We start from the raw sequence: 21,109 nt of genomic DNA, 5'->3' as shown, positions 1-21,109 counted from the left end.
AAGCCGCGCACAACCGGCACGTTCTCTGCAGCAATGAGCACACAACGCGCGCTCCATAGGTCTGCCGCCGATCGAGACCCTGCACGGAGCAACCGCTCGATATCGGCCCAAGTGCAGCGCCCGGTCATCACGGCGGCGGCTGGTCGGCCGAATCCGGTCGGCTTTCATTGAGGGAGCACTCACGCGATCCCACCTGGATCAGCAACCGATCGTTGAGCCGCGAAGCTGTGCTGGTTGGTGCATTCATCGGCGAACCGCCTCGTACACCGTCGCTGCGGCGACGAGGTCTTCGAGGGCATGCCCGACCGACTTGAACAAGGTGATTGCTCCGGGGCCCCGCGTCGGTGAGGACGGAGCGGCGCAGAGGGCGAAGAGGTCGCCGCGGATGTCGTCGACGCTCAGCACCCCGCTCTGCAGGGGCTGCACGATGTCGCCGGCTTCTTTGAGCGCTCCGGTCATCGTGTCGACAAAGACCTCCGCCCTGCGAATTGCGTCGTCATCGGCCTCGCGCATGGTGGGCGTGAAACCTCCGACGAGATCCAGATGAGTTCCGGGTGCCAGCCAAGCACCCCGCACCACTGGCTCAGACGAGAGTGTCGCGACGGTGACAATGTCAGCGGCGGCCACCGCTGATGGGAGCTCCGTCGTCGCCGACGCAGGCAGGCCGTCTCCGGCGAGTTCAGCCGCCAATCGTTCGGCGCCAGCGGGGCGGTGGTTCCACACAGCGATGTCGGTGAGCGCGAAGTGCTCGGCATAGGCGCGTGCAAGGTTGCCGGCAAGGCGTCCGGCGCCGACGACGACAAGCCGGGGCGATTCCGGTCGGGCAAGCAGGGTGGCAGCAAGCACTGACGCGGCGGCAGTACGTCGCGCGGTGAGCTCGCCGCCATCGAGCACGGCGAGCGGCACGCCGGTGGCTCCGTCCATCAGCAGATAGTTGCCATTGATCGTCGGCACATCAGTGCCGCGATTGGTGGGGAACACTGCGACGATCTTGATTCCGACGTAGCTGCGGCTCCACGCAGGCATGAGCAGCAGTGTCGGCGAATCCTCGGCGTCGCTCATCGCGTGGTGATGTCGTTGCGGCACGGTCGTCGTCGATCCCCCCGCAAATCCTGCTCGGAGTGATTCGACCGCGGTGCGCCAGGGCAGAGCAGAGCGCACCTGTTCGTCAGTGATCATGTTGGCCATGTCGCTCAGTTTGGTCGATGGGCTCTGAGATTCGGCCAGGCGCAGAACGAGGAGAGCTCAAGCTGGCTACGTTTCCAGACATGTACGCATGGAACGAAGAGCAGCTGATGATCCGCGATGCGGTCCGCGAGTTCGTTGAGGCAGAAATTGCACCGAAGCGCGAAGAGCTTGAGTTCGGCGACACACCGCCCTACGACCTGCTGCGCAAATTGTTCGCCACGTTTGGCATGGACCAGATGGCCAAGGATCGATTCACCAAGACCATTGCGTTTGAGAGATCGGCCGAGGCCGCCGCAGCAGCGGGAGAGACCCCGCCCGAGCGGGAATCCAAGGGCGAGGGCCACGATCCATCGCTCTCGATGATTCCGATTATCGAGCTGTGCCGCTACTCACCGGGCATGGTCACAGCAATGGGCGTGTCCATGGGGCTGACCTCAGCGGCCATCATGAGCAAGGGCACGATTGCCCAGAAAGAGCGCTGGGCGCTCGACCTACTCACGCTCGACAAGATCGGAGCATGGGCGATCACCGAACCAAATTCAGGGTCTGACGCATTCGGCTCGATGAAGGCAACCGCACGGCGCGACGGCAACGAGTACGTGCTCAACGGCTCAAAGACCTTTATCACCAACGGCCCGTACGCCGAGACGATCGTCTTCATCTGCAAACTCGACGAGGGCAACCTGCCGGAGGACCGCAAGGTGTTGTCGTTCGTTCTCGACACGGGGATGCCCGGCCTCGTTCAGTCCAAGCCGCTGCGCAAGATGGGCATGCACTCGTCGCCGACCGGTGAACTGTTCCTCGACGACGTACGCGTCGGTCTGGATCGGCTGATTGGGGAGACTGAAGACTCACCATCTGGCGGTCGCGACGGGGCGAAGGCGACGTTCTCCATGGAGCGGTCTGGTGTCGCGGCGATGGCGCTTGGCATGATTGAGAAGGCGCTCGAACTCAGCGTGGCGTACGCCAAGGAGCGAGTGCAGTTCGGTCAACCAATCGGCGACTTCCAGTTGATTCAAGACAAGCTGGCCCGGATGGAGGTCGCTCGGCTGAACGTCGAGAACATGGTCTTCCGGTACATCGAAACCAGCCGCGATGGTGTTGCGCTCACCCTCGCCGAAGCGTCTGCGATGAAGCTCTACTCGGCTCGCTCCGCAATGGAAGTGGCGCTCGAAGCAGTCCAGATCTTCGGGGGCAACGGCTACATGAGCGAGTTTCAGGTCGAACAGATTGCTCGCGACGCCAAGGTCCTTCAGATTTACGCAGGCACCGACGAACTCCAGATCACGCACATCGCCAAGGACCTGTTGCGTCGCTGAGACGTCGGCCTTCCGGTCAGTGATCTGCGTCGCTCTTCGATGGATTCTCGACCTTTGCGTCGACACGGCGCTTCGCGAGCACCAAGAGGCCGGCGATCACAAACATCGGCCCGCCGACGAGCAGGACCTCGTCCCATCCGCCCTGGTGCGCCAGAATTGCAAGAGTCCCCACAGCTGGGGATCGTACGCCCAGGCTTGATTGAATGGTGGTTCAGATGCGTGACAAAGTCGAAGCAACGATCGAAATGATTCGCCCCGCGCTGCAAGCCGACGGTGGCGACATTGTCCTGCACAAGGTGCATGAAGACACAGGTCTCGTCGAAGTCGAACTCACCGGTGCATGCGTTGGCTGCCCATCGTCGACTCAGACACTCAAAGCCGGCGTCGAACGCATCATGCGCGACCGCGTTGATGGCGTCACCGAAGTGGTCAACATCGCTGAGAAAGTCCTGGCCTGAGCCCGCTGGCTCGACCACGTTTCGATCCCATGGCTCGTCAACGCAAACCTGCTTCCGAACTCTTTGTCGACGCGCTCGAAGGCGATCGCGGCGCACTCGCCCGACTTCTCTCGCTGATCGAACGTGGCGACGACGAAGCGCGTGAGGTTGGTCGACTCGCCTACTCCCGCAGCGGTGACGGATACACCGTCGGTCTCACCGGAGCGCCCGGCGCGGGCAAGAGCACGCTGACGAGCGCCATCATTGGGCATCTGCGGAGTCTCGAACTTGAGGTCGCCGTGCTTGCCATCGATCCGTCGTCGCCATTCACGGGCGGGGCCATCCTTGGTGATCGTGTGCGAATGCAGGATCATGCGACCGACCCGGGTGTGTTTATCCGGTCGATGGCAACACGTGGGCACCTGGGTGGACTCTCGCTTGCCACACCAGAAGCTGTTCGTCTGCTCGACGCGATCGGGCGGCACTGGATTGTCGTTGAGACGGTTGGTGTCGGTCAGGTTGAAGTCGAAGTCGCGGGCAAAGCTGACACGACCGTTGTGGTTGTCAACCCCGGGTGGGGCGACAGCGTGCAGGCCAACAAGGCCGGCTTGATGGAGATTGCCGACATCTTCGTGATCAACAAGGCTGATCGCAAGGGTGTTGACGAGACTTCTCGTGACCTGATGCAGATGCTCGACCTCAGCGACATGCCACATGAGGCGTGGCGTCCGCCGATCATTCCCGCGATCGGCACCACGGGGCAAGGGGTTCCAGAGATCTGGGATGCTGTCCTCGAACACCGCGCTGCGTCCGAGGCGTCCGGCGAGCTTGATCGCCGACGGACGTTCCGCCTGCGCGAGGAATTACGTGAGATCATCGCCCAGCGGCTCGGTCGTCGTGCCCGCGAGATTTGCACGGGTGATCGCTGGGACGAGCTCACCGATGAGGTCGTCGCTCGCGCAACCGACCCGTGGACCGCTGCCGACGAAATGCTCGCCGCGGTCGACGCCTGACCAGCGGCTCCGGCCACGCGAACACCACTGCGCCCGTGAACCCCGCAGTTGCCGTCGCGGTCGTCGAGCTCGAATGCTCTCGCGAGCCGACTGCTGTCCGCAGGCCGCTGATCTTCTAGCTTGGCCGACATGGCCTACGAACTACTGACCCTCGAACGTCACGACAACGGTGTTGCCGTCCTCACCCTCGCCAACGGCAAGGTCAATGCACTCTCCGGCGCGCTGGTCGCTGAGATTGGCGCCGCGGCCCAGGACCTCACTGACTCGCCGCCATCAGCGGTCATCGTCAGCGGCGGCGACCGGATCTTCGCCGCTGGCGCCGAGATCTCTGAGTTCGGTGGCCCCGACGAAGCCAAGGTCATCGGCCCCGAAATCCACGCCGCATTCGATCGACTCGCCGCCCTGCCATGCCTCGTCATTGCCGCGGTCAGCGGGTATGCGCTCGGCGGCGGCTGCGAGCTCTCGTTGGCCTGCGACTACCGCATCGCATCCGAGCGGGCGGTCTTCGGTCAGCCCGAAATTCTGCTCGGCATCATTCCCGGTGGTGGTGGAACGCAGCGTCTCGCCCGCGTCGTCGGTCCGAGCAAGGCGAAAGAGATGTGCCTCACAGGCCGACAGGTCAAGGCCGAAGAAGCCCTCCGGATTGGCCTCGCCGACGAAGTGGTTTCGCCTGAATCTCTGATGGACCGCGCGCTTGAACTTGGTGCGACCCTCGCCAAGGGCGCGACCGTCGGCCAGGGCATCTGCAAGCGCGCGATCGACGAGGGCCTGTCGACGTCACTGGCGGCAGGACTCCAAATCGAACTCGATGCTTTCGTCGAGGTATTTGGCACCGAGGACAGCCAGATCGGCGTGAAGAGCTTTCTTGAGAACGGTCCAGGCAAAGCCGAGTTCGTCGGACGCTGAACCGTCAGGCCCGGTTGCTTGCGTCGTTGAGGTTCCAGGCAGAGCGGGCAAGCCAGACGCCGACGGTGGTCAGCGCAATCATCACGACGCCGGCCACGGTATAGGCCGCGGCCTGTCCAAAACTGCCGTAGATCGCGCCGGTCACCGACGCCATCACACCTGCCGAGATTGCTTGCGCAGCACCGATGACACCGTGGGCGCCGGCCTGACGGTCGGCCGGAACGACCATGCTGACCGCCACTCCCGCGCTCGAGATTGTCAGTCCGTCCGAAACCGCGTGGACCATGGCCACCGCGAAAATGAGGCCGCCAGCGGGCAGAAACCCGTAGATGATCATCAGCCCGGCAGCAAAGAAGAGGCCGATCGATCCGAGTTTGAACGGCCCCCAGGTCTGTGCGAGTCGCCCGCCGATCGGGCCGAGAAAAATGAGCGGCAAACCGAACAGGGTGATGCCGAGATTGGCGATCCAATCAGTGGTGCCGAGATCCTTGTGGACCACATCCCAGAGCGCATCAAACGATCCGATCATGATGAACGTCACTGCACCCAACGTCACCGCCCCGGCGAAGGGGCGGCTCGCAAGCAAGTCGATCGCGAATCGTCGAGCGGGTGGCTCGGTGGCCTCAACAACGTCGACGCGAGCGACCATTGGGAGCAAGATGAGAGTGGCCGCAGCGACGACGAGAAATGGCGACGGAATACCGAACGGGCCAACCAGGACAGCGGAGATTGCCGGCCCCATCGCGAAGCCGAACACGTCGGCGGCGAGCAATCGTCCCATGTTCTGCCCGAGGTTCGCCGGGTCGGCCAAGACCACGATGCGCTTGATCGCAGGAGCCGCAGCGCCGATGCCAATCCCGGAGATGAAGCGGCCGACCAGAATGGGCACGAGCGAGGTGCCGAACGCCATCAAGACGAGGCCGAGGACATTAACGAACACCCCTCCCAGCACCAGCTTTTTGGCATGGCCGCGATCAGCAAACGGGGCAATGGTGATCTGCGATAAGAAGCCGGCGATGAAGCCGATTCCGATGATGATCCCGATCCAGTTCTCCGAGATGCCGTATTCGTCGCGGTAGTCGGCGGCAATGGTGAAGAGGACGCCGTACCCGGCAGCGAGTGCAGCACTGAGCCCACCGAATGCGACGAGCAACATCATCGGCGACGGTGGCTTGGGAGCGTCCTGCCGATCGTGTTCGGAGACGCCATCTGACGTGTCCGGCAGCATGCCCTGAGGCTAACGAGATGTCATCGACGCAGCGCGGTCGATTGTGCCTCAGGCCATTGGGTGACGGGCCAGAACTCGCGTGCCAGCAACGATTGCCAGCTTGTAAAGCGCTGGTGTCACGGCAATGAGGACGACCGTGGTTGCAATGAATGCTTGGTCACCGGCGGCGCCTTGACCAGCCACGCTGAGCCCTGCGTCAACGCCCACTTTCTGGAGGACGAATGAGAACTCGCCGATCTGGGAGAGCAGACATGCGGCAGCGATTGCTTCCGCTGGTGGCTGTCCGAGCGCTCGGGCACCGATCGCGATGGGAAAGAACTTGACGAGCAAGCTGAACCCGGCAAGCAAGCCGACCAGCACCAGGTTGTCGAACACGAACCCCAAGTCGAGCAGCATGCCGATCGATGCGAAGAAGATGGCGGCGAACACCATCTGAAATGGCGCGACATAGCGCTGGGCCTGGTGGCGGTGCTTGCCAGAGCTGACGACGAGTCCGCCGATGAAGGCACCGAGTGACGCGGAGATCCCGAAGAAGGTGACGAGCCATGCGAAGCCCGCAGCGATTGCAAGCACGCCGAACAGGAACGCCTCCTCGTCTGCATATTTCTTCACGGCGTCGAGGAACGGGGGAACGACGAACTTGCTGCCGAACAGGAGCGCAGCGATGACGACGGCCGCCTTGCCGAGGGCGCCGGCGATGTCGCCCAGACCGCCGCCCTCGCCACCGAGGATCGGCACGAGCAGCACCATCACGACCACTGCAATGTCCTGGAAGATCAAAAAGGCCACAGCGATCTGACCGGTCTGGGTCTCAGTCGCCCCGCGTGACGACAGCAGCTTGAGGACGACCGCAGTCGAACTCAAGGCCACCAGGCACCCGGTGTAGATGCCGGTCTTGATGTCGACGTTCCACAGTGAGCAGAGTCCCGTGACGATCGCAATCGTCAGCCCCACCTGGATGGCGCCGCCACCGAGCATCAATGCACCCATCTTGCGGAGGCGCTCGCCGCTCAACTCGAGACCAATGGCGAACATCAAGAAAATGACGCCGATCTCAGCCATCCCGTCGACCACTTCCTGGTCTGCGATCAGCGAGAGCGCGTTGGGGCCGATGATGGCCCCAGCGAGCAAGAACCCGACAACTGATTCCAGATGGACCCGATGGCAGAGGTAACCGAGAATCGCGGCACTGATGGTGAGGATCGCGAAGTCAGCGACGAGCGGGGGCGCGCCGAGCGCGAGCACGGAAAGAGTCATTTCGATCAGAGCCCTTCGACGGAGATGACCCGGCCCGACTCGATTGCAGCTTCGTGAGCCGCATAGTCAGATTCGTTCAGATCCGCAGATCGCTCGGCGAATTGTGTGAAGACACGGTCGGCAGTGTCGTCGTCGCCGAGGTATGTCGAGATCGCGCCGGCATCGCCGGTCCGTGCATGAGCGAGGGCGAGGGCAGAACCGCACGCGCCTGCGTACGCCTTGAGGCGCTTGGGACCCATCTGATCGACTTCCGCGGAGCCTTTGCCATCCCAGAGTTGGCGAAAGTAGAAATCGGCCTCGCTGCCATCGTCACGCTGGTAGCGAGACCAGCCGAGCAGAATGTCACCAGCTGACTGCATCAACTGTTGGCCGCGCACGACCCGTTCGCCGGCCTGATCGAAACCGCTGTCGCCGAGGTATGGCTCGAGCACGGAGCGGGTTGCCTCTTTGAACTGTAGGAACAGCGGGGCGCCGTGCTCCGATTCGAGCAGCACGATCAGGCAACGAGTGCCGACGCTGCCGACGCCGACAACCTTGTGCGCGATGTCGACAAAGCGATACTGGCGCAGGACTGCGGCGCGATGTGGCTCGAGCGTGGACAGGTAACTGGCGAGGAATCCCTTCAGCTGTTCGCGCTCGCTGCGAATGACATCATCGTGACGGGTGATCAGGGGCGGACGTTCCACAATCCTTCGCTGTCCATCGACAACGGCGGTCAACTTGTCGAGCGCGCGGAGACTGTCCTTCCTGGTGGCTTTCGCTGCCGTTGCAGCAGAGCGTTTGCGGCGCTTCTCGCTCATCGTTGCGGTGAGTGCATCGACTTCGAGGCGCAGGTAGTGCAACTCGAGCGGGCTGAGCCCAGCCGCGCGGGCCATGGTTTCTCGATACCGGCGCACCGAGGCGCGGGTTGCCGTTCGCGCTTCTTTGTTCGTCAATTCGTTGTTGCGTGCTGCAATCACGACGCTGGCAGCCAAACGTTTGAGATCCCATTCGAATGGCCCAGGGGTCGTCTCATCGAAGTCGTTCACGTCGAACACCAGCCGGCGATCAGGTCCGTTGAACAACCCGAAGTTCGACAGGTGGGCGTCCCCACACAGCTGCACCTGCAGATCGGTTGATGGTGTTCGCGCCAGATCAGAAGCCATGATCGCTGCAGCACCACGGAAAAACGTGAACGGCGTGACCCGCATGCGGCCGTGACGAATCGGGACGAGCTCCGCGACACGGTGCTCGTTCTGGTCCGTCAGAATCGCGACAGGATCGGGACGATCATCGGTGTCGCCCAGGTCGGCATGGTCTTTCAACGGCACGACGGAATTGTGGCGCTGCTTGTTGATTCGGTCGGTCACGTCGCTTGAGCCCTCTGTCGCCGCTGCCTGACGGCCCAAGGTATCCGATCGCCGCGAGTCAGCCGAAGGCAACGAGTCCAGTGTCAAACACGCTTGACAGCGCCGGGTGGGTGGGGAAAGCGCGAGCGGAGAGGCCCCACGGGCCGGCATCACCAGGTCGGAATGTGCCGGCGAAGACGCTGGCCTCAGACGTGGCTGCAAGGTCAACGGCGACGGCGCGCGATTCGTCGAATGAACCGTCTGGGCTGAGTGGCCCGTGCATGACTTGCACGACGAGTTCATCGAGCTGGAGCTTGCCGGGATGGACGCGCACGCGCACCGGACGCTCAGCTCCGGAGACGCCATCGGCGATGTCGGATCCATCAGCGACGATCTCCACTGACAATGAATCCCAGACCGAAGTGACACCAGACTTCCACGCGGCCACCTCGCGGGCTGCCGCGCCGTCGTTTTCGGTCACGAGGTCAGAGGTGATTGCCGCAGGCTCATAGAGCGCAGTGACGTAGTCGCGCACCATCCGCGCAGCAACGACGTTCCAACCGAGCGTCGCCCAGTTCGTGATGATCCGGTCAACCCAGCCGTGTGGCACGCCAGCATCGTCAGCGGCATAGAACAGCGGGACGATCTCGTTTTCGATCACGTCGAACGTAGCGGACGCCTCGCGATGGTCGCGACGTGCGGTGTCGTGGTCGTCGTCAAACGAGGGGATATCGAAGCCGTTGTCGCCCGTGGACATCTCAGCCCACCAGCCGTCGAGGATCGAGCAGTTCAGCACGCCGTTCAGTGCGGCCTTTTCGCCGCTCGTGCCGCACGCCTCGTTCGGCCGTCGCGGCGTGTTGAGCCACACGTCGCAGCCGTGATACATCGTGCGAGCGATACCGATGTCATAGTCGGGGATGAAGACGAACCGGTGGCGCACGTCGGCGTCGGCGGCGAGCTTGGCAATCTGTTGGATCAGGCCCTTGCCCGGATGGTCGGCAGGGTGTGCCTTGCCCGCAAACACGAACTGCACGGGCCGGTCTGCATCAAGGAGCAGTCGGCGCAGCCGGTCGAGCTGACCGAGCAGCAGGTTTGCCCGCTTGTAGGTGGCGAATCGTCGGGCGAAGCCGATGGTCAGCACGTTGGGGTCGAGCAGGTCATGTCCGAGCTTGTCGCGCACCATGTCGACCAACTCCTGGCGACCGGTGTTCCTGGTGTTCCAGATGTCGCCATGGTCGATCTGGCGGACTCGTTCCCAGTCATTGGCGCCCGCCATATGCCAGCTGTCGCCGATCGCATCGGTGAGCAGTTGATCGGTGCGGTCACTGACCCATGTTCGGGCGTGGACACCATTGGTGATGTGACCGATCGGCGTCTCGTTATTCGGGAGGCTGGGCCACATTCCACCGAACATCTGCCGCGACACCTCGCCGTGGAGCTTGGCGACACCGTTGGCGCGAGCGGCAAGCCGAAGGCCCATCACGGCCATGTTGAACTTGCCGTCCAGCTCGTCCGCTCGCCGCCCGAGCGCAAACAGCTCATCGAATGTGACGCCGCATGCCGTGGCGAAGTCGGCGAAGTACGGCTCGAACAGCTGGCGAGGAAACCGGTCGATACCGGCAGGGACGGGTGTGTGCGTGGTGAACACGCCGCCACCGCGCACGGCTTCGACGGCCTCGTCGAAGCTCAGGCCACGGTCGATCCATTCGCGGACTCGTTCCAAGCCGAGAAAACCGGCATGGCCTTCGTTGGTGTGGAACACCTGTGGGTGAAGGCCGAGCGCTCTGAGCGCACGGACGCCGCCGATACCGAGGACGATCTCTTGGCGGAGGCGGTGTTGCTCGTCGCCGCCGTACAGCCGGTTGGTGATTGCCACGATCTCCGGAGGATTCTCCGGCAGGTTGGTGTCGAGGAGGTACAGCGCAATGCGTCCGACATCGACGCGCCAGACCGCAACCTGGGCAGTGACGCCCGCCAGGTCGACCTCGATTCGTACGCCGGTGTTACGAACCCCGAGTGATGCTGGATCAATCCGCTCGTTGCGCTCCTCTTGCCAGCCGTCGCTGTTGAGTTGCTGATGGAAGTATCCCTCGGCATACAGCAAGCCAACGCCGATCAGCGGAACGCCCAGGTCAGACGACGCCTTCAAATGATCGCCGGCGAGGACGCCCAGGCCGCCTGAGTACTGCGGCAGCGCCTCGGTGATCCCGAACTCGGGGGAGAAGTAGGCCACCGACTGCAACGGCGACTCCCCAGCACGCTCCACGAACCACGGTGAACCATCGAGAACCGCAGCAAGACGTTCTTGCGCTGCCCCGACGGCTGCCACGAAGTCGGCGTCAGCTGCGAGTTCGGCCCAACACCCTGGCGACGTTCGGCGGACGAGGTCCACGGGGTGCTGTCCCGTCGTGCGCCACGAACGTCCGCCGGGCGAACCGTCGAGCCGGTCGAACACCGCCGCGAGCTGGCGATCCCATGCCCAGTGCAGATTGGCGGCGAGGTCCGACAGCGCGGTGAGCGATTCGGGAATCTGGCTGACAACGGTGAACTCGTGGATCGGACGCACCCGCGGGAGCGTACAGACCTCGTCCAGAGACCGGCGTCAGCCCTGATGGGCCGCAATCGAGGTGGCGTAGACGCGAGCAGTGGCGCCGGCGATGGCTTTCCATGAGTACTTCCGCTCGATGAGATCGCGGGCGTTCCGCGTGAGCTCGTCGGCGAGGAACTGATCGGTCAAGACGCGCTCAATGCAGTTGGCAAGGTCGTCTGGCCGACCCGGTTCGAAGGTCAGTCCTGCATCGGTTCCCTCGATCAATTCGGCCAGCCCACCTGTCCTGGCAACGACGAGTGGAGCCCCTGCAGCAAGCGCCTCCAACGCGACCAATCCGAAGGGCTCGTAGAGCGACGGGATGACGACGCACCCAGCGCGCTGAGTGAGCAGTCGAAGTTCGCTGTCGTTGACGAACCCGGCGATGTGGACGATGTCGCTCACGCCCTCGACGTCGATCTGCGCCTGGAGTTCCGGTTGGTAGCTCCCGCGGCCCGCAATCGTGCACTCGACCCCGGGCACGCGCATCCGAACCGTGGCCATTGAGCGCGCGAGCACTTGGAAACCCTTCTCGAACTGAACGCGGCCCCACGAGAGGACGAGTTGTTCACGCTTGACGGGCGTGTCGGCCCCGACCACGTCGGGGCTCGGCTTCCACCGGTCAGGGTCGATGCCGTTGGGAATCCGTGCGACGAGTTCTGGCGGGAGCTCGAAACCGGTCACCAATTGGTCGACCATGAACTTGGTCGGCGCGATCAAGCGGTCCGCCTGGAAGGCAAGCCACCACTCGATGGAGTTGACATCTGATGGCGTGCCCGTCGGCAGCTGCCCCCCGTGCCGGACCCGTTCGGTGCCGTGCATGGTGAGGATGAACGGCACGTTGAAGATTGACGACAGGGTGTCGGCAGCCCAGCCCATTCGCCAGTCATGCCCGTGCACGACATCGGGTCGCCAACCGTCGAGCGTGTCGGGCAAGTGGGCGCCCAGTTTGACCATCGCGTGGTTCGCTGACGCCGTTCTCGACACGGGCTCGGTCTTCGGGAGCCACGGGAGGTCGACCACTCCGCGCACGACCCGAACCGGTCCGACACGTTCTGCCTCGCGGTCGGCGCGGGGGTGAGCCGTGGTGAGGACGACGACGTCATGGCCGGCGAGTGCCAGCGCTTGGCTGAGTCCGGCGACGTGCGCCGCACTTCCGCCGGTCTCCCGCGGGGGAAAGTCCCATGACAACATCAACACGCGCACTGCCGCGCACCCTACTCTGAGGGACAATGTCATCGTCCGACGTCCCTCCCCCCAAACCTGGCGCACCCTCGCCTGCGCCGCCGTCCGGCCCCATTGGCGAACTCGACCTGCATCTGCTGGGCGAAGGGCATCACCGTCGGCTCTGGGAGGTCCTCGGCCCGCAAGTCGTCGGGCCCGGGCCGGCCGGTGTCAGCGCGGTGCAGTTCGCGCTCTGGGCGCCCAATGCCAGCAACGTGTCGGTTGTTGGCGATTGGAACGACTGGCAACCCGAGCCCCTGTCGATGATCGACGCCGACGGTCCAACGGGCATCTGGTCGGCGGTGTGTCCAGCGGCCCGTGCCGGGCACTGCTACAAGTTCGAAATTGTCACCGCTGCAGGGCAGACGCTGCGCAAAGCAGACCCGATGGCGCGCCAGACCGAAGAGCCCCCCAGTGATGCCAGCGTGATTCCGATGCCGCAGACACACGAATGGGCTGACGATGCATGGATGTCCCGCCGCAGCGACGTGCTCGCCGGTACCGCGCCGATGCGGATCTACGAACTGCACCTCGCATCCTGGCGTCGCGGCGTCGACACATGGGATGAACTGGCCACTGAGGTCGTCGACCACGTTGCCTCCCTCGGCTTCACCCACGTCGAGTTGCTGCCGATCGCAGAGCATCCGTTCGGTGGATCCTGGGGCTATCAGGTGTCGGGCTACTTCGCCCCGACCGCCCGGTTCGGTGATCCTGACGGCCTCCGCCGATTCGTCGACACGCTGCACGCTCGAAATATCGGGGTCATCGTGGATTGGGTGCCAGCACACTTTCCGAAGGACGAGTGGAGCCTCGGTCGCTTCGACGGGACTGCGCTCTACGAGCACCCTGATCCACAACGTGGCGAGCACCCCGACTGGGGGACCTACGTCTTCGACTTCGGTCGCAACGAAGTGCGTAACTTCCTCGTCGCCAACGCCCTGTACTGGTTCGACGAATTCCACATCGATGGGCTGCGAGTCGACGCCGTTGCATCGATGCTCTACCTCGATTACTCGCGTGGCGACGGCGGCTGGTCGCCGAACATCCACGGCGGCAATGAACATCTCGAGGCGATCGACTTCCTGCGTGAGACCAACCGTGTCGTCACCGAAGAGTTTCCCGACGTGCTGATGATTGCGGAGGAGTCGACGGCATGGCCTGGAGTCACCCACCCGATTGAGCAAGGCGGCCTGGGCTTCAGCCACAAGTGGAATCTTGGTTGGATGCACGACTCGCTCGGTTACCTCGCCCACGAACCAATCCACCGGCAGCACCATCACAACGAGATGACCTTCTCGCAGCTGTATGCCTACAACGAGCGCTTCGTACTGCCGCTCAGTCACGACGAGGTCGTGCACGGCAAGGGCAGCTTGCTTGGCAAGATGAGCGGTGACGACTGGCAACGATTCGCGGATCTGCGCAACCTGCTGGCGTGGCAATGGTCGATGCCCGGTGTGCCGCTGCTGTTCATGGGTGCCGAGTTGGCCCCGTGGCAGGAGTGGAACGATGCAGCAGAACTCCCGTGGCACCTCGCGGACCACCCACCCCACCGTGGTGTCCACGATCTCATTCAGTCGATGAACGGCATCGCCGACGATTGGCCGGCGCTGTGGGAACGCGACACCGAACCGGCCGGGTTTCAATGGCTCGACGCCAACGACGCCGATCATTCGATGTACGCGTACACGCGCTGGGGCCTCGACGGGGCGACCGCGTTGGTGTGCATCGCGAACTTCACCCCGGTACCACGGCCCGGCTATCGAGTTGGACTGCCGTGGGGTGGCGACTGGCAAGTGGTGCTCGACACAGACTCACCGCAGTGGTGGGGGAGCGGTCATCGCGGCATCGACACCAACTCGATTGCTGCCGGAGAGCAACCCGTCGACATCGTGGCGGGCCTCGACGAGGCATGGCAAGGCCAGACGAGCTCGGCGATCATCGACGTTGGACCGTTGTCCACCCTCTGGCTCGCCGCCCGTAGCCCTGGCTGAGTGACGTCGCGGTCGGGAGCAGCCGTCACTGACTAGCTTCACGACCATGACTGATCAGTACCGGCCGGCTTCCTCACGCGTCTCCGTGAAACGCGGTGCCGATCGCGCGGTCTACGACCCGGCGGAGGTTCACGCGATTCTTGAGGCGGGCCACATTGCGCACGTCGGTGTGGAAACCGACAACGGCCCGATCGTGCTGCCGATGGCATACGGCGTGAGCACGAGTGAGACCGGCGACGAGGTGCTCATTCACGGTTCGGTCGCGAACGCGATGCTGCGCGCCGGCCGGGATCTTGATGTGTGTGTGACCGTGACAATCGTCGACGGGTTGGTCGTGGCGCGGACACCGTTCCACAACTCAATGAACTATCGGTCAGTTGTCGTACGCGGCACCGCAACAGCGATCACCGACGCCGACGACAAGGTCGCTGCGCTGCAGATCATCAACGATCACATCGCGCCGATCTGGGACACGGCGCGCCCACCGAGCGAGAGTGACCTGAACCGGACCCTCGTCTTGGCCCTTCCGCTCACCGAAGCGTCGGCGAAGGTCCGATCTGGCGACCCGGTCGACGAAGACATCGATCTCGATGGGCCGCACTGGGCCGGAGTCGTTCCGCTCACAACGACCTGGGGTACGCCAACAAACGCCGCGGACCTGCGCAGCGCTCCACCGGTCCCCAGTGCAGTCGCCGCCCTGGCCGGTCTTGACGCCCACGCGTGATCACCCTCCGCGTCAGGCCCCGAATTTCGTGACTCAGCGAGCGTCGACGAGTTGCTCGAGTGCCTTGAGGTTCCGCATCCAGATGAAGCCGAGCACGAACCGGCCGCCGATGATCTCACCGAGACGTCCGCCGAGGTACCAAGGAAAGTCAAGGTTCTCCGACCACGTGAACTTCGTCCGTTGACCGCCTGCCAGTGGCTCGAGTGTGAAAACGCCGCTTCCGGTGACGATCCCGGTGTGCTTGACGCCCATCTTGCCATCCTGGGTGGCGCTGGCCGCCGCCCACTCGGTGATCTCCATCTGGTCAACCAGCTTGATCGGGCCCACTTTGGTGTCGCAGAGAAACCTGGTGCCGACGCCACGTGTCTGCTCGGTTTCGAAACGGATGGCGACCGCATCAGCCATCCAGTCGACATGGCGTTCAACTGGTTCAACGATTGCCCAGACCTCCGCCGGTGTGGCATTGAGATCGATGGAAACGGTGACATCGCTCATTTCACGATCATGTCGTGAAAATTGGCCGATGGGCGAGTCCGCCGCTGTGACTTTGGGGACCGCGCTGGTCAGGCGTTCGCTGCGACGGACTTCAAGGTGGCGCACGCGTCTTCTGGGGGCAGCACGTTGATCATGACGCCGGTGCCGCGCTCAAAGCCGGCCTGCGTGATCAGATTCGGCCACACGTGTGCGTGCCAGTGGTACTGGCCCGTGTGCTGATGAGGAGCGGTGTGGAAGCCAAGGTTGAAGGCCACATCGCCGAGCACGGCATTGAGTTGTCCGAGAGCGTCGCGCAGTGCGACGCCGACCGCTGCGAGGCTGTCGTCGTCGGCATCTTGGAGGTGCGCCTCGTGTCGGCGCGGGACGATGAGCAGCTCATACGGCGAGCCACTCCAGAATGGGGTGATCACAACAACTTCGTCGGTGGCGAGGACGATTCGAGCGTCAGCAGCGATCTCGGCTTCGACGGTGGTGCACAGCAGGCAGCCGCCGGCAAAGCGAGCAAACGCACGCTCTTCGTCGAGGACTTCGCCGGGGACGAAGGGTAGACCGAGAATCTGTCCGTGGGGGTGAGCAATGGAAGCTCCGGCCTCGCGGCCGTGGTTGACGATCGCCTGGGTGTACCGGACCTGGTCGACGTCGGCGTGTTCGCTGAGTCGGCGCTTCAGAGCGAACATCATGTCGGCTGCATGCTGGTCGTCCAGCTGGTGCAGACCACTGTCGTGGTCGGGCGTGTACACGAATACCTCGTGGATACCGCTGGCCTCGGCTTGCACGAAGACGGGACCGAGGTTATGCACCGCGAAACCTTCGTCGCCGTCGAACGCCGGGTACTTGTTGGGGATCACCCGCATCGACCAACTGCCGTCGGCCTCGACAGTTTCGAGCGCCGGCGGCGTCTCTTCCTCGTTGCCCGGACAGAACGGGCAGGCGCGCCCTTCGTCGGGATCGCCGAGGTCATCGCGTGGCGCGAAGTCGCTCGGTCGCTTGGCTCGCTCGGCGACGATCGTCACCCACCGCCCATTGAGAGGATTCAGACGCATCTGGCTCATCGTTGGTCCATGCTACGACCGATTTCGGCGTGGAAGGTGACACTGCGGTTGCGATGTCGTCACCTGATCGAATCAGGCCGATGCTGAGGTGAGGGCCTCGGCGTACTGGCGGTCGAGCCGACCTTGGTTCCAGCGGTGCAAACCCCACCCGAGCAACGAGCCGATACCAAACGCCAAGAGTCCGCCGACCCCGTCGAGCCAGTAGTGATTGGCGGTGACGACAATGCAGAACAACGTGGCCGCCGGGTAGAGCAGCAGGACCGCTTTGGTCCGGCGCCGGCTCAGAAGCGGCCAGACTGCAATGGCGCACCATGTTGACCACCCGATGTGCAGGCTCGGCATCGCCGCGTACTGATTCGAGATTGACGCCATCGCGTCGGAGTCGAACGACCACGGCCCGCCGTATTCAGCGAGCGTGTCGACGAAACCGAATCCACCGGTGCCCCGAAATCGACTGGGAATGCACGCGCCGCCGTACTGCGATGGGTCGACTGCAGGGCAGGGTTTGTCGAGCAAGCGCGGTGGCATCAGTGGAAACCATGCGAAACCGACAATGGCCAGAGAGGTCATCGCAGCGAGCGTGTTGCGCCATTGTGGGAACACGTCGGCGCGTTTGACGTAGAGCAGGATGAACACCCCGAGTGTGACGGCGAAGTGCAGCACCCCGTAGTAGATGTTCCAGAACTGGATGAACGTGCGGTACGGCAGGAACCAGTCCTGCACTGTCTCTTCGTGGAATAATCCGAGCCAGCGCTCGAACTGGATCACTCGTTCGGCGTTTGTGAAGGCCTGATCGGGGATGCCGTCAGCGGCGATCTTGTTCGATCCGAAGAGGTTGCGAGTCCAGGAGTAGACGGCGTAGAAGGCAGCGACGATGAGCGCTTCTTTCCACCAGAGCAGGCGGTGTTGCCGCTCGGGTGTCCACGCGGGCTGCTCAGCGGCTGGCGACGCCTGACCCGGCGCAACGTTTGGCTCGGCGCCATCCATCGAATTCATCGTAGGGCAACGTTACGTTCTGGTGACAGGTGATTCGTTCGGCGACCGGATGAAATGGTCTGGAGGGTTGCCTGTGGCAGAGAGATTCAGCTGCTCGGCGAGCAGCATTTGCCCATGAAATCGTCGATCCCGACGACGACGCGGGTGAACTTGCCAGCAGCAACGAGGCCGCCGGCGTCGGTGGCCGAGACCTCGAACCGAAGGCGTCGTCCGTCGATCTTCTTCAAGACCGCTTCGGCAGACACTTCGGCGCCAACAGGTGTCGGTTGGAGATGGTCGAACTGCACACGCATGCCGACCGTTGTCGTGCCAGGCTCAAGATGGCCGGTCATTGCATTCTGGCAGGCCTCTTCGCACAGTGCGATGAGACGGGGTGAGCCGAGCACATCGACGGTGCCTGAACCGAGCGCCGTCGCAGTGTCGCTCTCAGCGACCATCAATTTGGCGTCGCCGCGCAGGCCGGTCTCGAATTCCACGGACGAAACGCTAACGCGGCACCTGCCGCCGCGACACGATCTGACAAAACTGTCATGTTTCTGAACGGGTCGTATCCTGGGCGGGGTGATCGACGCTGATGTCCTCGAACGAGTCCTCGCCGGAGCGGTACGCACTGGCGCCGAATTCGCGGAGGTGTATGCCGAAGACAAATCTTCGACCTCTGCAGGTCTTGATGATGGCCGGATCGAACAAGTCACCAGTGGACGCGATCGCGGTGCGGGTATCCGCGTCATTGCCGGCGACACCACAGGGTTCGCCCACACGTCGGATCTGAGTGAGGCCGGGCTGGCAACGGCTGCTGCTGCGGCTGCAGCGGCCGCAGCGCATGGTGGAGGTGGCATTCGCACCGTGTCGCTCACGCAGTCGCCAAGCCACCGGCCGAACACGATCGTGCATCAGCCCGACAGCATCGCGAAGGCGCGCAAGGTCGAACTTCTGCAGCGCATGAACGACGCCGCCCGAACCTATGGTCCGGAGATCGTGCAGGTTTCCGCCGGCTACGGCGACAGTTCGAAGCGCACATTGATTGCAAACACCGATGGTGTGCTCGCTGACGATGAAATTGTTCGCACCCTGCTTCGCATCAGCGCGGTTGCCGACGGTGACACCGGCATGCAGACCGGCTATCAGTCGATGGGACACACTGTTGGGTTTGAAATCTTCGACACCGTTGACGTCGAAGAACTTGCCCGCGATGCGGCGCGCCAGGCGATTACCAAGCTGCAGGCCCGGCCTGCGCCGTCGGGTGCAATGCCAGTCGTCATCAAGAACGGCTCGGGTGGGGTGCTCTTCCACGAAGCATGCGGGCATGGCCTCGAGGCTGACCTCGTCGCCAAGGAATCGAGCGTCTATGCCGGCAAGGTTGGCGAACTTGTTGCCAACCCGCTCGTCACACTCGTTGACGACGGCACCATGGTGGGCGAGTGGGGCACGCTCGGCTACGACGATGAAGGCCATATCACGCAACGCAACACGCTGATCGAGGATGGGATTCTCACCGACTACATGTGGGACTACCTGCGGGCCCGCAAGGAGGGTCGCGCCGGATCGGGGAACGGGCGTCGTCAGAGCTATCAGCACCTCCCGATGGTGCGCATGACCAACACGTTCGTGCTCGACGGACCCGATACGCCCGATGACATCATCGCGTCCACCCCAAACGGGGTCTACGTCGCCAAACTCGGCGGCGGCAGCGTCAACACCGCGACGGGTGATTTCGTGTTCGGCATGACCGAGGCGTACCTCATCGAGGACGGCAAGATCACCGAGCCGCTGCGTGAAGGCAACCTCATCGGCAACGGCCCCAAGGTGCTGCAAGACATCGACATGCTCGCCAATGACTTTGCCATGGGGAACCCCGGTACCTGCGGCAAGGACGGCCAGGGCGTTCCGGTCGGCGACGGCCAGCCGACCCTGCGTGTGAAAGAACTCACCATCGGTGGCACCGCAGCATGAGCGCCTTCGAATCTGAGCTGCAGGTAGTCGCTGACCGGGTCGTTGCGCAGGCACAGCCGGGTGAGGAAGTCGAAGCGTTCGTGACGCGCGGTGGCGACACCGACGTGCGGATCTATCAAGGCGCCGTTGAGCACTTCGTGTCCGCCCAGAGTGAAGGCGTTGGCATTCGAGTGATCTCCGGTGGCCGAACCGGCTTCGCGTACGCCGGAACGCTCGACGAGTCGGCGATCGCCGAGGTGCTCGCCGAAGCTCGCGACAACGTCCAGTTCGGCGAACCCGACGAGTACGCCGCGCTGGCCGAGCCAGATGGAGTTGCGATCACCGAGCAGTCGTTGTGGAACGACGAACTCGCGGACTACCCAACCGACGACAAGATCGATCTCGCCAAGCAGCTCGAGAAGCTGGCGTCAGGACGCGACCCCCGTGTCCGCGTCGACGACTCGAATTACGCCGATGCACACGGGGAGTCCGCGGTTGCATCGACGACCGGTATTCGCATGTCGGGCCGTGAGAACGGGTGCTACGTGTCCGTGTCGACACTTGCTGACGACGGCGAGGGTGATGACGCCGAGACACAGACCGGATTCGGCTTCTCCGTCGGCCGGAGCCCGCACGAGTTCGACCTCGACAAGGCCGCCCGTGAAGCGTCCGAACGGGCGACCCGTCTCCTCGGTGCGACGAAGCCGGCGAGCAAGCGCACAACGGTCGTGCTCGACCCGATGGTCACGGCGCAGTTTCTCGGTGTCATCTCCTCGACATTGAATGGCGAAGCCGTTGTCAAAGGCCGATCGCTGTTCGCCGAACGCCTCGGCGACGAAGTGGCGGCGCCGTTCGTGACGTTTATCGACGACCCGACCAACCCCAAGGCATACAGCGCGACCGATGTTGACGGCGAGGGTCTCGCCGCGCGCCGCAACGTGCTGATTCAAGATGGCGTGCTCAAGCAGTTCGTGCACAATTCATATAGCGCTCGTCGCGCCGGAACGGTTTCGACGGGCAACGCAACTCGTGGGGGATTTGCCGGCACACCCGGTGTGGGCTGCCTTGCGATGTCGCTGGTGCCGGGCACGCGCTCGCAGGCTGAGTTGATTTCTGACGTTGACGACGGCCTGCTGGTGCAGTCTGTGCAGGGTCTGCACTCGGGTGTCAATCCAATCAGCGGCGACTTTTCGACTGGAGCTGCGGGCCTGCTCATCGCCAACGGTGAGGTGGGTGCACCGGTCCGCGAGTTCACGATCGCGTCGACACTGCAGCGCATGCTGCTGGACATCGTCGAGATCGGTGGAGACCTCGACTGGCTCCCGATGCGCTCGAGCGGCATGTCGCTCGTAATCCGCGACATCACGCTCTCGGGCACCTGACCAAACGTCACTTGCGTGCCGGGGTCGCTGCCGGAGTGGGGGCGGCGCGG

19 protein-coding genes are annotated in these 21,109 nt (G+C 63.6%); 8 read left to right on the top strand and 11 right to left on the bottom strand.

The features are described from left to right. Nucleotides 1-243: 243 nt before the first annotated feature. Nucleotides 244-1,188, bottom strand: coding sequence for an ornithine cyclodeaminase family protein (locus ACH2DW_RS00885; protein ID WP_394927817.1), 945 nt, complete (start codon nucleotides 1,186-1,188; stop codon nucleotides 244-246). Between the two features lie 80 nt (nucleotides 1,189-1,268). On the opposite strand from ACH2DW_RS00885, the gene ACH2DW_RS00880 reads away from it, so the two are divergent. After that, nucleotides 1,269-2,507, top strand: a complete 1,239-nt coding sequence (locus tag ACH2DW_RS00880) for an acyl-CoA dehydrogenase family protein (RefSeq protein WP_394927816.1) — start codon at nucleotides 1,269-1,271, stop codon at nucleotides 2,505-2,507. A gap of 16 nt (nucleotides 2,508-2,523) precedes the next feature. Here the strand turns inward: ACH2DW_RS00880 and ACH2DW_RS00875 are convergent, their stop codons facing one another. Beyond that, nucleotides 2,524-2,679 carry a hypothetical protein gene (locus ACH2DW_RS00875; RefSeq protein WP_394927815.1) on the bottom strand — a complete coding sequence of 52 codons (156 nt, stop codon included), beginning with the start codon at nucleotides 2,677-2,679 and terminating at the stop codon, nucleotides 2,524-2,526. A 43-nt stretch (nucleotides 2,680-2,722) separates the two neighbouring features. Between ACH2DW_RS00875 and ACH2DW_RS00870 the strand changes: the two genes are divergently transcribed. The 3 genes from ACH2DW_RS00870 to ACH2DW_RS00860 all read left to right on the top strand — a co-directional run bounded on the left by ACH2DW_RS00870 (nucleotide 2,723) and on the right by ACH2DW_RS00860 (nucleotide 4,863). After that, entirely contained in the window at nucleotides 2,723-2,965 is a 243-nt protein-coding gene (locus tag ACH2DW_RS00870) for a NifU family protein (RefSeq protein ID WP_394927814.1), read from the top strand. Nucleotides 2,966-2,994: 29 nt separating this feature from the next. Beyond that, the gene (meaB, locus tag ACH2DW_RS00865) at nucleotides 2,995-3,957 is read left to right on the top strand and encodes a methylmalonyl Co-A mutase-associated GTPase MeaB (RefSeq protein ID WP_394927813.1); all 963 of its coding nucleotides are present in this window, start codon (nucleotides 2,995-2,997) and stop codon (nucleotides 3,955-3,957) included. Between the two features lie 129 nt (nucleotides 3,958-4,086). Further along, nucleotides 4,087-4,863, top strand: coding sequence for an enoyl-CoA hydratase/isomerase family protein (locus ACH2DW_RS00860; RefSeq protein ID WP_394927812.1), 777 nt, complete (start codon nucleotides 4,087-4,089; stop codon nucleotides 4,861-4,863). 4 nt (nucleotides 4,864-4,867) lie between these two features. Here the strand turns inward: ACH2DW_RS00860 and ACH2DW_RS00855 are convergent, their stop codons facing one another. From ACH2DW_RS00855 to ACH2DW_RS00835, 5 genes are read right to left on the bottom strand one after another with little or no spacing between them, the layout of a single operon-like run. Then, the gene (locus tag ACH2DW_RS00855; protein ID WP_394927811.1) at nucleotides 4,868-6,091 is read right to left on the bottom strand and encodes an MFS transporter; all 1,224 of its coding nucleotides are present in this window, start codon (nucleotides 6,089-6,091) and stop codon (nucleotides 4,868-4,870) included. 48 nt (nucleotides 6,092-6,139) lie between these two features. After that, the gene (locus tag ACH2DW_RS00850) at nucleotides 6,140-7,348 is read right to left on the bottom strand and encodes a cation:proton antiporter (protein ID WP_394927810.1); all 1,209 of its coding nucleotides are present in this window, start codon (nucleotides 7,346-7,348) and stop codon (nucleotides 6,140-6,142) included. A gap of 5 nt (nucleotides 7,349-7,353) precedes the next feature. Then, nucleotides 7,354-8,697, bottom strand: coding sequence for a DUF2252 domain-containing protein (locus ACH2DW_RS00845; RefSeq protein ID WP_394927809.1), 1,344 nt, complete (start codon nucleotides 8,695-8,697; stop codon nucleotides 7,354-7,356). Nucleotides 8,698-8,755: 58 nt separating this feature from the next. Next, the gene (gene glgP / locus ACH2DW_RS00840; protein ID WP_394927808.1) at nucleotides 8,756-11,242 is read right to left on the bottom strand and encodes an alpha-glucan family phosphorylase; all 2,487 of its coding nucleotides are present in this window, start codon (nucleotides 11,240-11,242) and stop codon (nucleotides 8,756-8,758) included. Between the two features lie 36 nt (nucleotides 11,243-11,278). After that, nucleotides 11,279-12,469, bottom strand: a complete 1,191-nt coding sequence (locus tag ACH2DW_RS00835) for a glycosyltransferase family 4 protein (protein WP_394927807.1) — start codon at nucleotides 12,467-12,469, stop codon at nucleotides 11,279-11,281. A 26-nt stretch (nucleotides 12,470-12,495) separates the two neighbouring features. On the opposite strand from ACH2DW_RS00835, the gene glgB reads away from it, so the two are divergent. Both glgB and ACH2DW_RS00825 read left to right on the top strand, forming a co-directional pair. Further along, the gene (glgB, locus tag ACH2DW_RS00830) at nucleotides 12,496-14,478 is read left to right on the top strand and encodes a 1,4-alpha-glucan branching protein GlgB (protein ID WP_394927806.1); all 1,983 of its coding nucleotides are present in this window, start codon (nucleotides 12,496-12,498) and stop codon (nucleotides 14,476-14,478) included. A 46-nt stretch (nucleotides 14,479-14,524) separates the two neighbouring features. Further along, entirely contained in the window at nucleotides 14,525-15,202 is a 678-nt protein-coding gene (locus ACH2DW_RS00825; RefSeq protein WP_394927805.1) for a pyridoxamine 5'-phosphate oxidase family protein, read from the top strand. A gap of 33 nt (nucleotides 15,203-15,235) precedes the next feature. Here the strand turns inward: ACH2DW_RS00825 and ACH2DW_RS00820 are convergent, their stop codons facing one another. The 4 genes from ACH2DW_RS00820 to ACH2DW_RS00805 form a co-directional block, all read right to left on the bottom strand. Next, entirely contained in the window at nucleotides 15,236-15,697 is a 462-nt protein-coding gene (locus ACH2DW_RS00820; protein ID WP_394927804.1) for an SRPBCC family protein, read from the bottom strand. 68 nt (nucleotides 15,698-15,765) lie between these two features. After that, a complete protein-coding gene (gene galT, locus ACH2DW_RS00815; protein WP_394927803.1) occupies nucleotides 15,766-16,740 on the bottom strand; it encodes a galactose-1-phosphate uridylyltransferase in 975 nt (324 codons plus the stop codon). 81 nt (nucleotides 16,741-16,821) lie between these two features. Next, nucleotides 16,822-17,745 (bottom strand): phosphatase PAP2 family protein, encoded by a 924-nt coding sequence (locus ACH2DW_RS00810; RefSeq protein ID WP_394927802.1) that lies wholly within the window; start codon nucleotides 17,743-17,745, stop codon nucleotides 16,822-16,824. An 86-nt stretch (nucleotides 17,746-17,831) separates the two neighbouring features. Then, nucleotides 17,832-18,182 carry a thioesterase family protein gene (locus tag ACH2DW_RS00805; RefSeq protein WP_394927821.1) on the bottom strand — a complete coding sequence of 117 codons (351 nt, stop codon included), beginning with the start codon at nucleotides 18,180-18,182 and terminating at the stop codon, nucleotides 17,832-17,834. A gap of 124 nt (nucleotides 18,183-18,306) precedes the next feature. On the opposite strand from ACH2DW_RS00805, the gene ACH2DW_RS00800 reads away from it, so the two are divergent. Further along, nucleotides 18,307-19,698, top strand: coding sequence for a TldD/PmbA family protein (locus tag ACH2DW_RS00800; RefSeq protein ID WP_394927801.1), 1,392 nt, complete (start codon nucleotides 18,307-18,309; stop codon nucleotides 19,696-19,698). Next, the gene (locus ACH2DW_RS00795; RefSeq protein WP_394927800.1) at nucleotides 19,695-21,059 is read left to right on the top strand and encodes a TldD/PmbA family protein; all 1,365 of its coding nucleotides are present in this window, start codon (nucleotides 19,695-19,697) and stop codon (nucleotides 21,057-21,059) included. Before ACH2DW_RS00800 ends, ACH2DW_RS00795 begins: the two co-directional genes overlap by 4 nt. The last annotated feature ends 50 nt before the right edge of the window (nucleotides 21,060-21,109 follow it).

Source organism: uncultured Ilumatobacter sp. (genome assembly GCF_963980585.1).
Classification (GTDB): domain Bacteria; phylum Actinomycetota; class Acidimicrobiia; order Acidimicrobiales; family Ilumatobacteraceae; genus Ilumatobacter_A.
Note: the sequence above shows the minus strand (reverse complement) of the source record. Positions and strands in the feature narration are given on the sequence as shown.

Bases quoted from the DNA above. Each gene is read 5' to 3' on its own strand.
- ACH2DW_RS00885 (WP_394927817.1), bottom strand. From the start codon at position 1,188: ATGGCCAACATGATCACTGACGAACAGGTGCGCTCTGCTCTGCCCTGG.
- ACH2DW_RS00880 (WP_394927816.1), top strand. From the start codon at position 1,269: ATGTACGCATGGAACGAAGAGCAGCTGATGATCCGCGATGCGGTCCGC.
- ACH2DW_RS00870 (WP_394927814.1), top strand. From the start codon at position 2,723: ATGCGTGACAAAGTCGAAGCAACGATCGAAATGATTCGCCCCGCGCTG.
- meaB (WP_394927813.1), top strand. From the start codon at position 2,995: ATGGCTCGTCAACGCAAACCTGCTTCCGAACTCTTTGTCGACGCGCTC.
- ACH2DW_RS00860 (WP_394927812.1), top strand. From the start codon at position 4,087: ATGGCCTACGAACTACTGACCCTCGAACGTCACGACAACGGTGTTGCC.
- ACH2DW_RS00855 (WP_394927811.1), bottom strand. From the start codon at position 6,091: ATGCTGCCGGACACGTCAGATGGCGTCTCCGAACACGATCGGCAGGAC.
- ACH2DW_RS00850 (WP_394927810.1), bottom strand. From the start codon at position 7,348: ATGACTCTTTCCGTGCTCGCGCTCGGCGCGCCCCCGCTCGTCGCTGAC.
- glgB (WP_394927806.1), top strand. From the start codon at position 12,496: ATGTCATCGTCCGACGTCCCTCCCCCCAAACCTGGCGCACCCTCGCCT.
- ACH2DW_RS00825 (WP_394927805.1), top strand. From the start codon at position 14,525: ATGACTGATCAGTACCGGCCGGCTTCCTCACGCGTCTCCGTGAAACGC.
- ACH2DW_RS00820 (WP_394927804.1), bottom strand. From the start codon at position 15,697: ATGAGCGATGTCACCGTTTCCATCGATCTCAATGCCACACCGGCGGAG.
- galT (WP_394927803.1), bottom strand. From the start codon at position 16,740: ATGCGTCTGAATCCTCTCAATGGGCGGTGGGTGACGATCGTCGCCGAG.
- ACH2DW_RS00810 (WP_394927802.1), bottom strand. From the start codon at position 17,745: ATGAATTCGATGGATGGCGCCGAGCCAAACGTTGCGCCGGGTCAGGCG.
- ACH2DW_RS00805 (WP_394927821.1), bottom strand. From the start codon at position 18,182: ATGGTCGCTGAGAGCGACACTGCGACGGCGCTCGGTTCAGGCACCGTC.
- ACH2DW_RS00795 (WP_394927800.1), top strand. From the start codon at position 19,695: ATGAGCGCCTTCGAATCTGAGCTGCAGGTAGTCGCTGACCGGGTCGTT.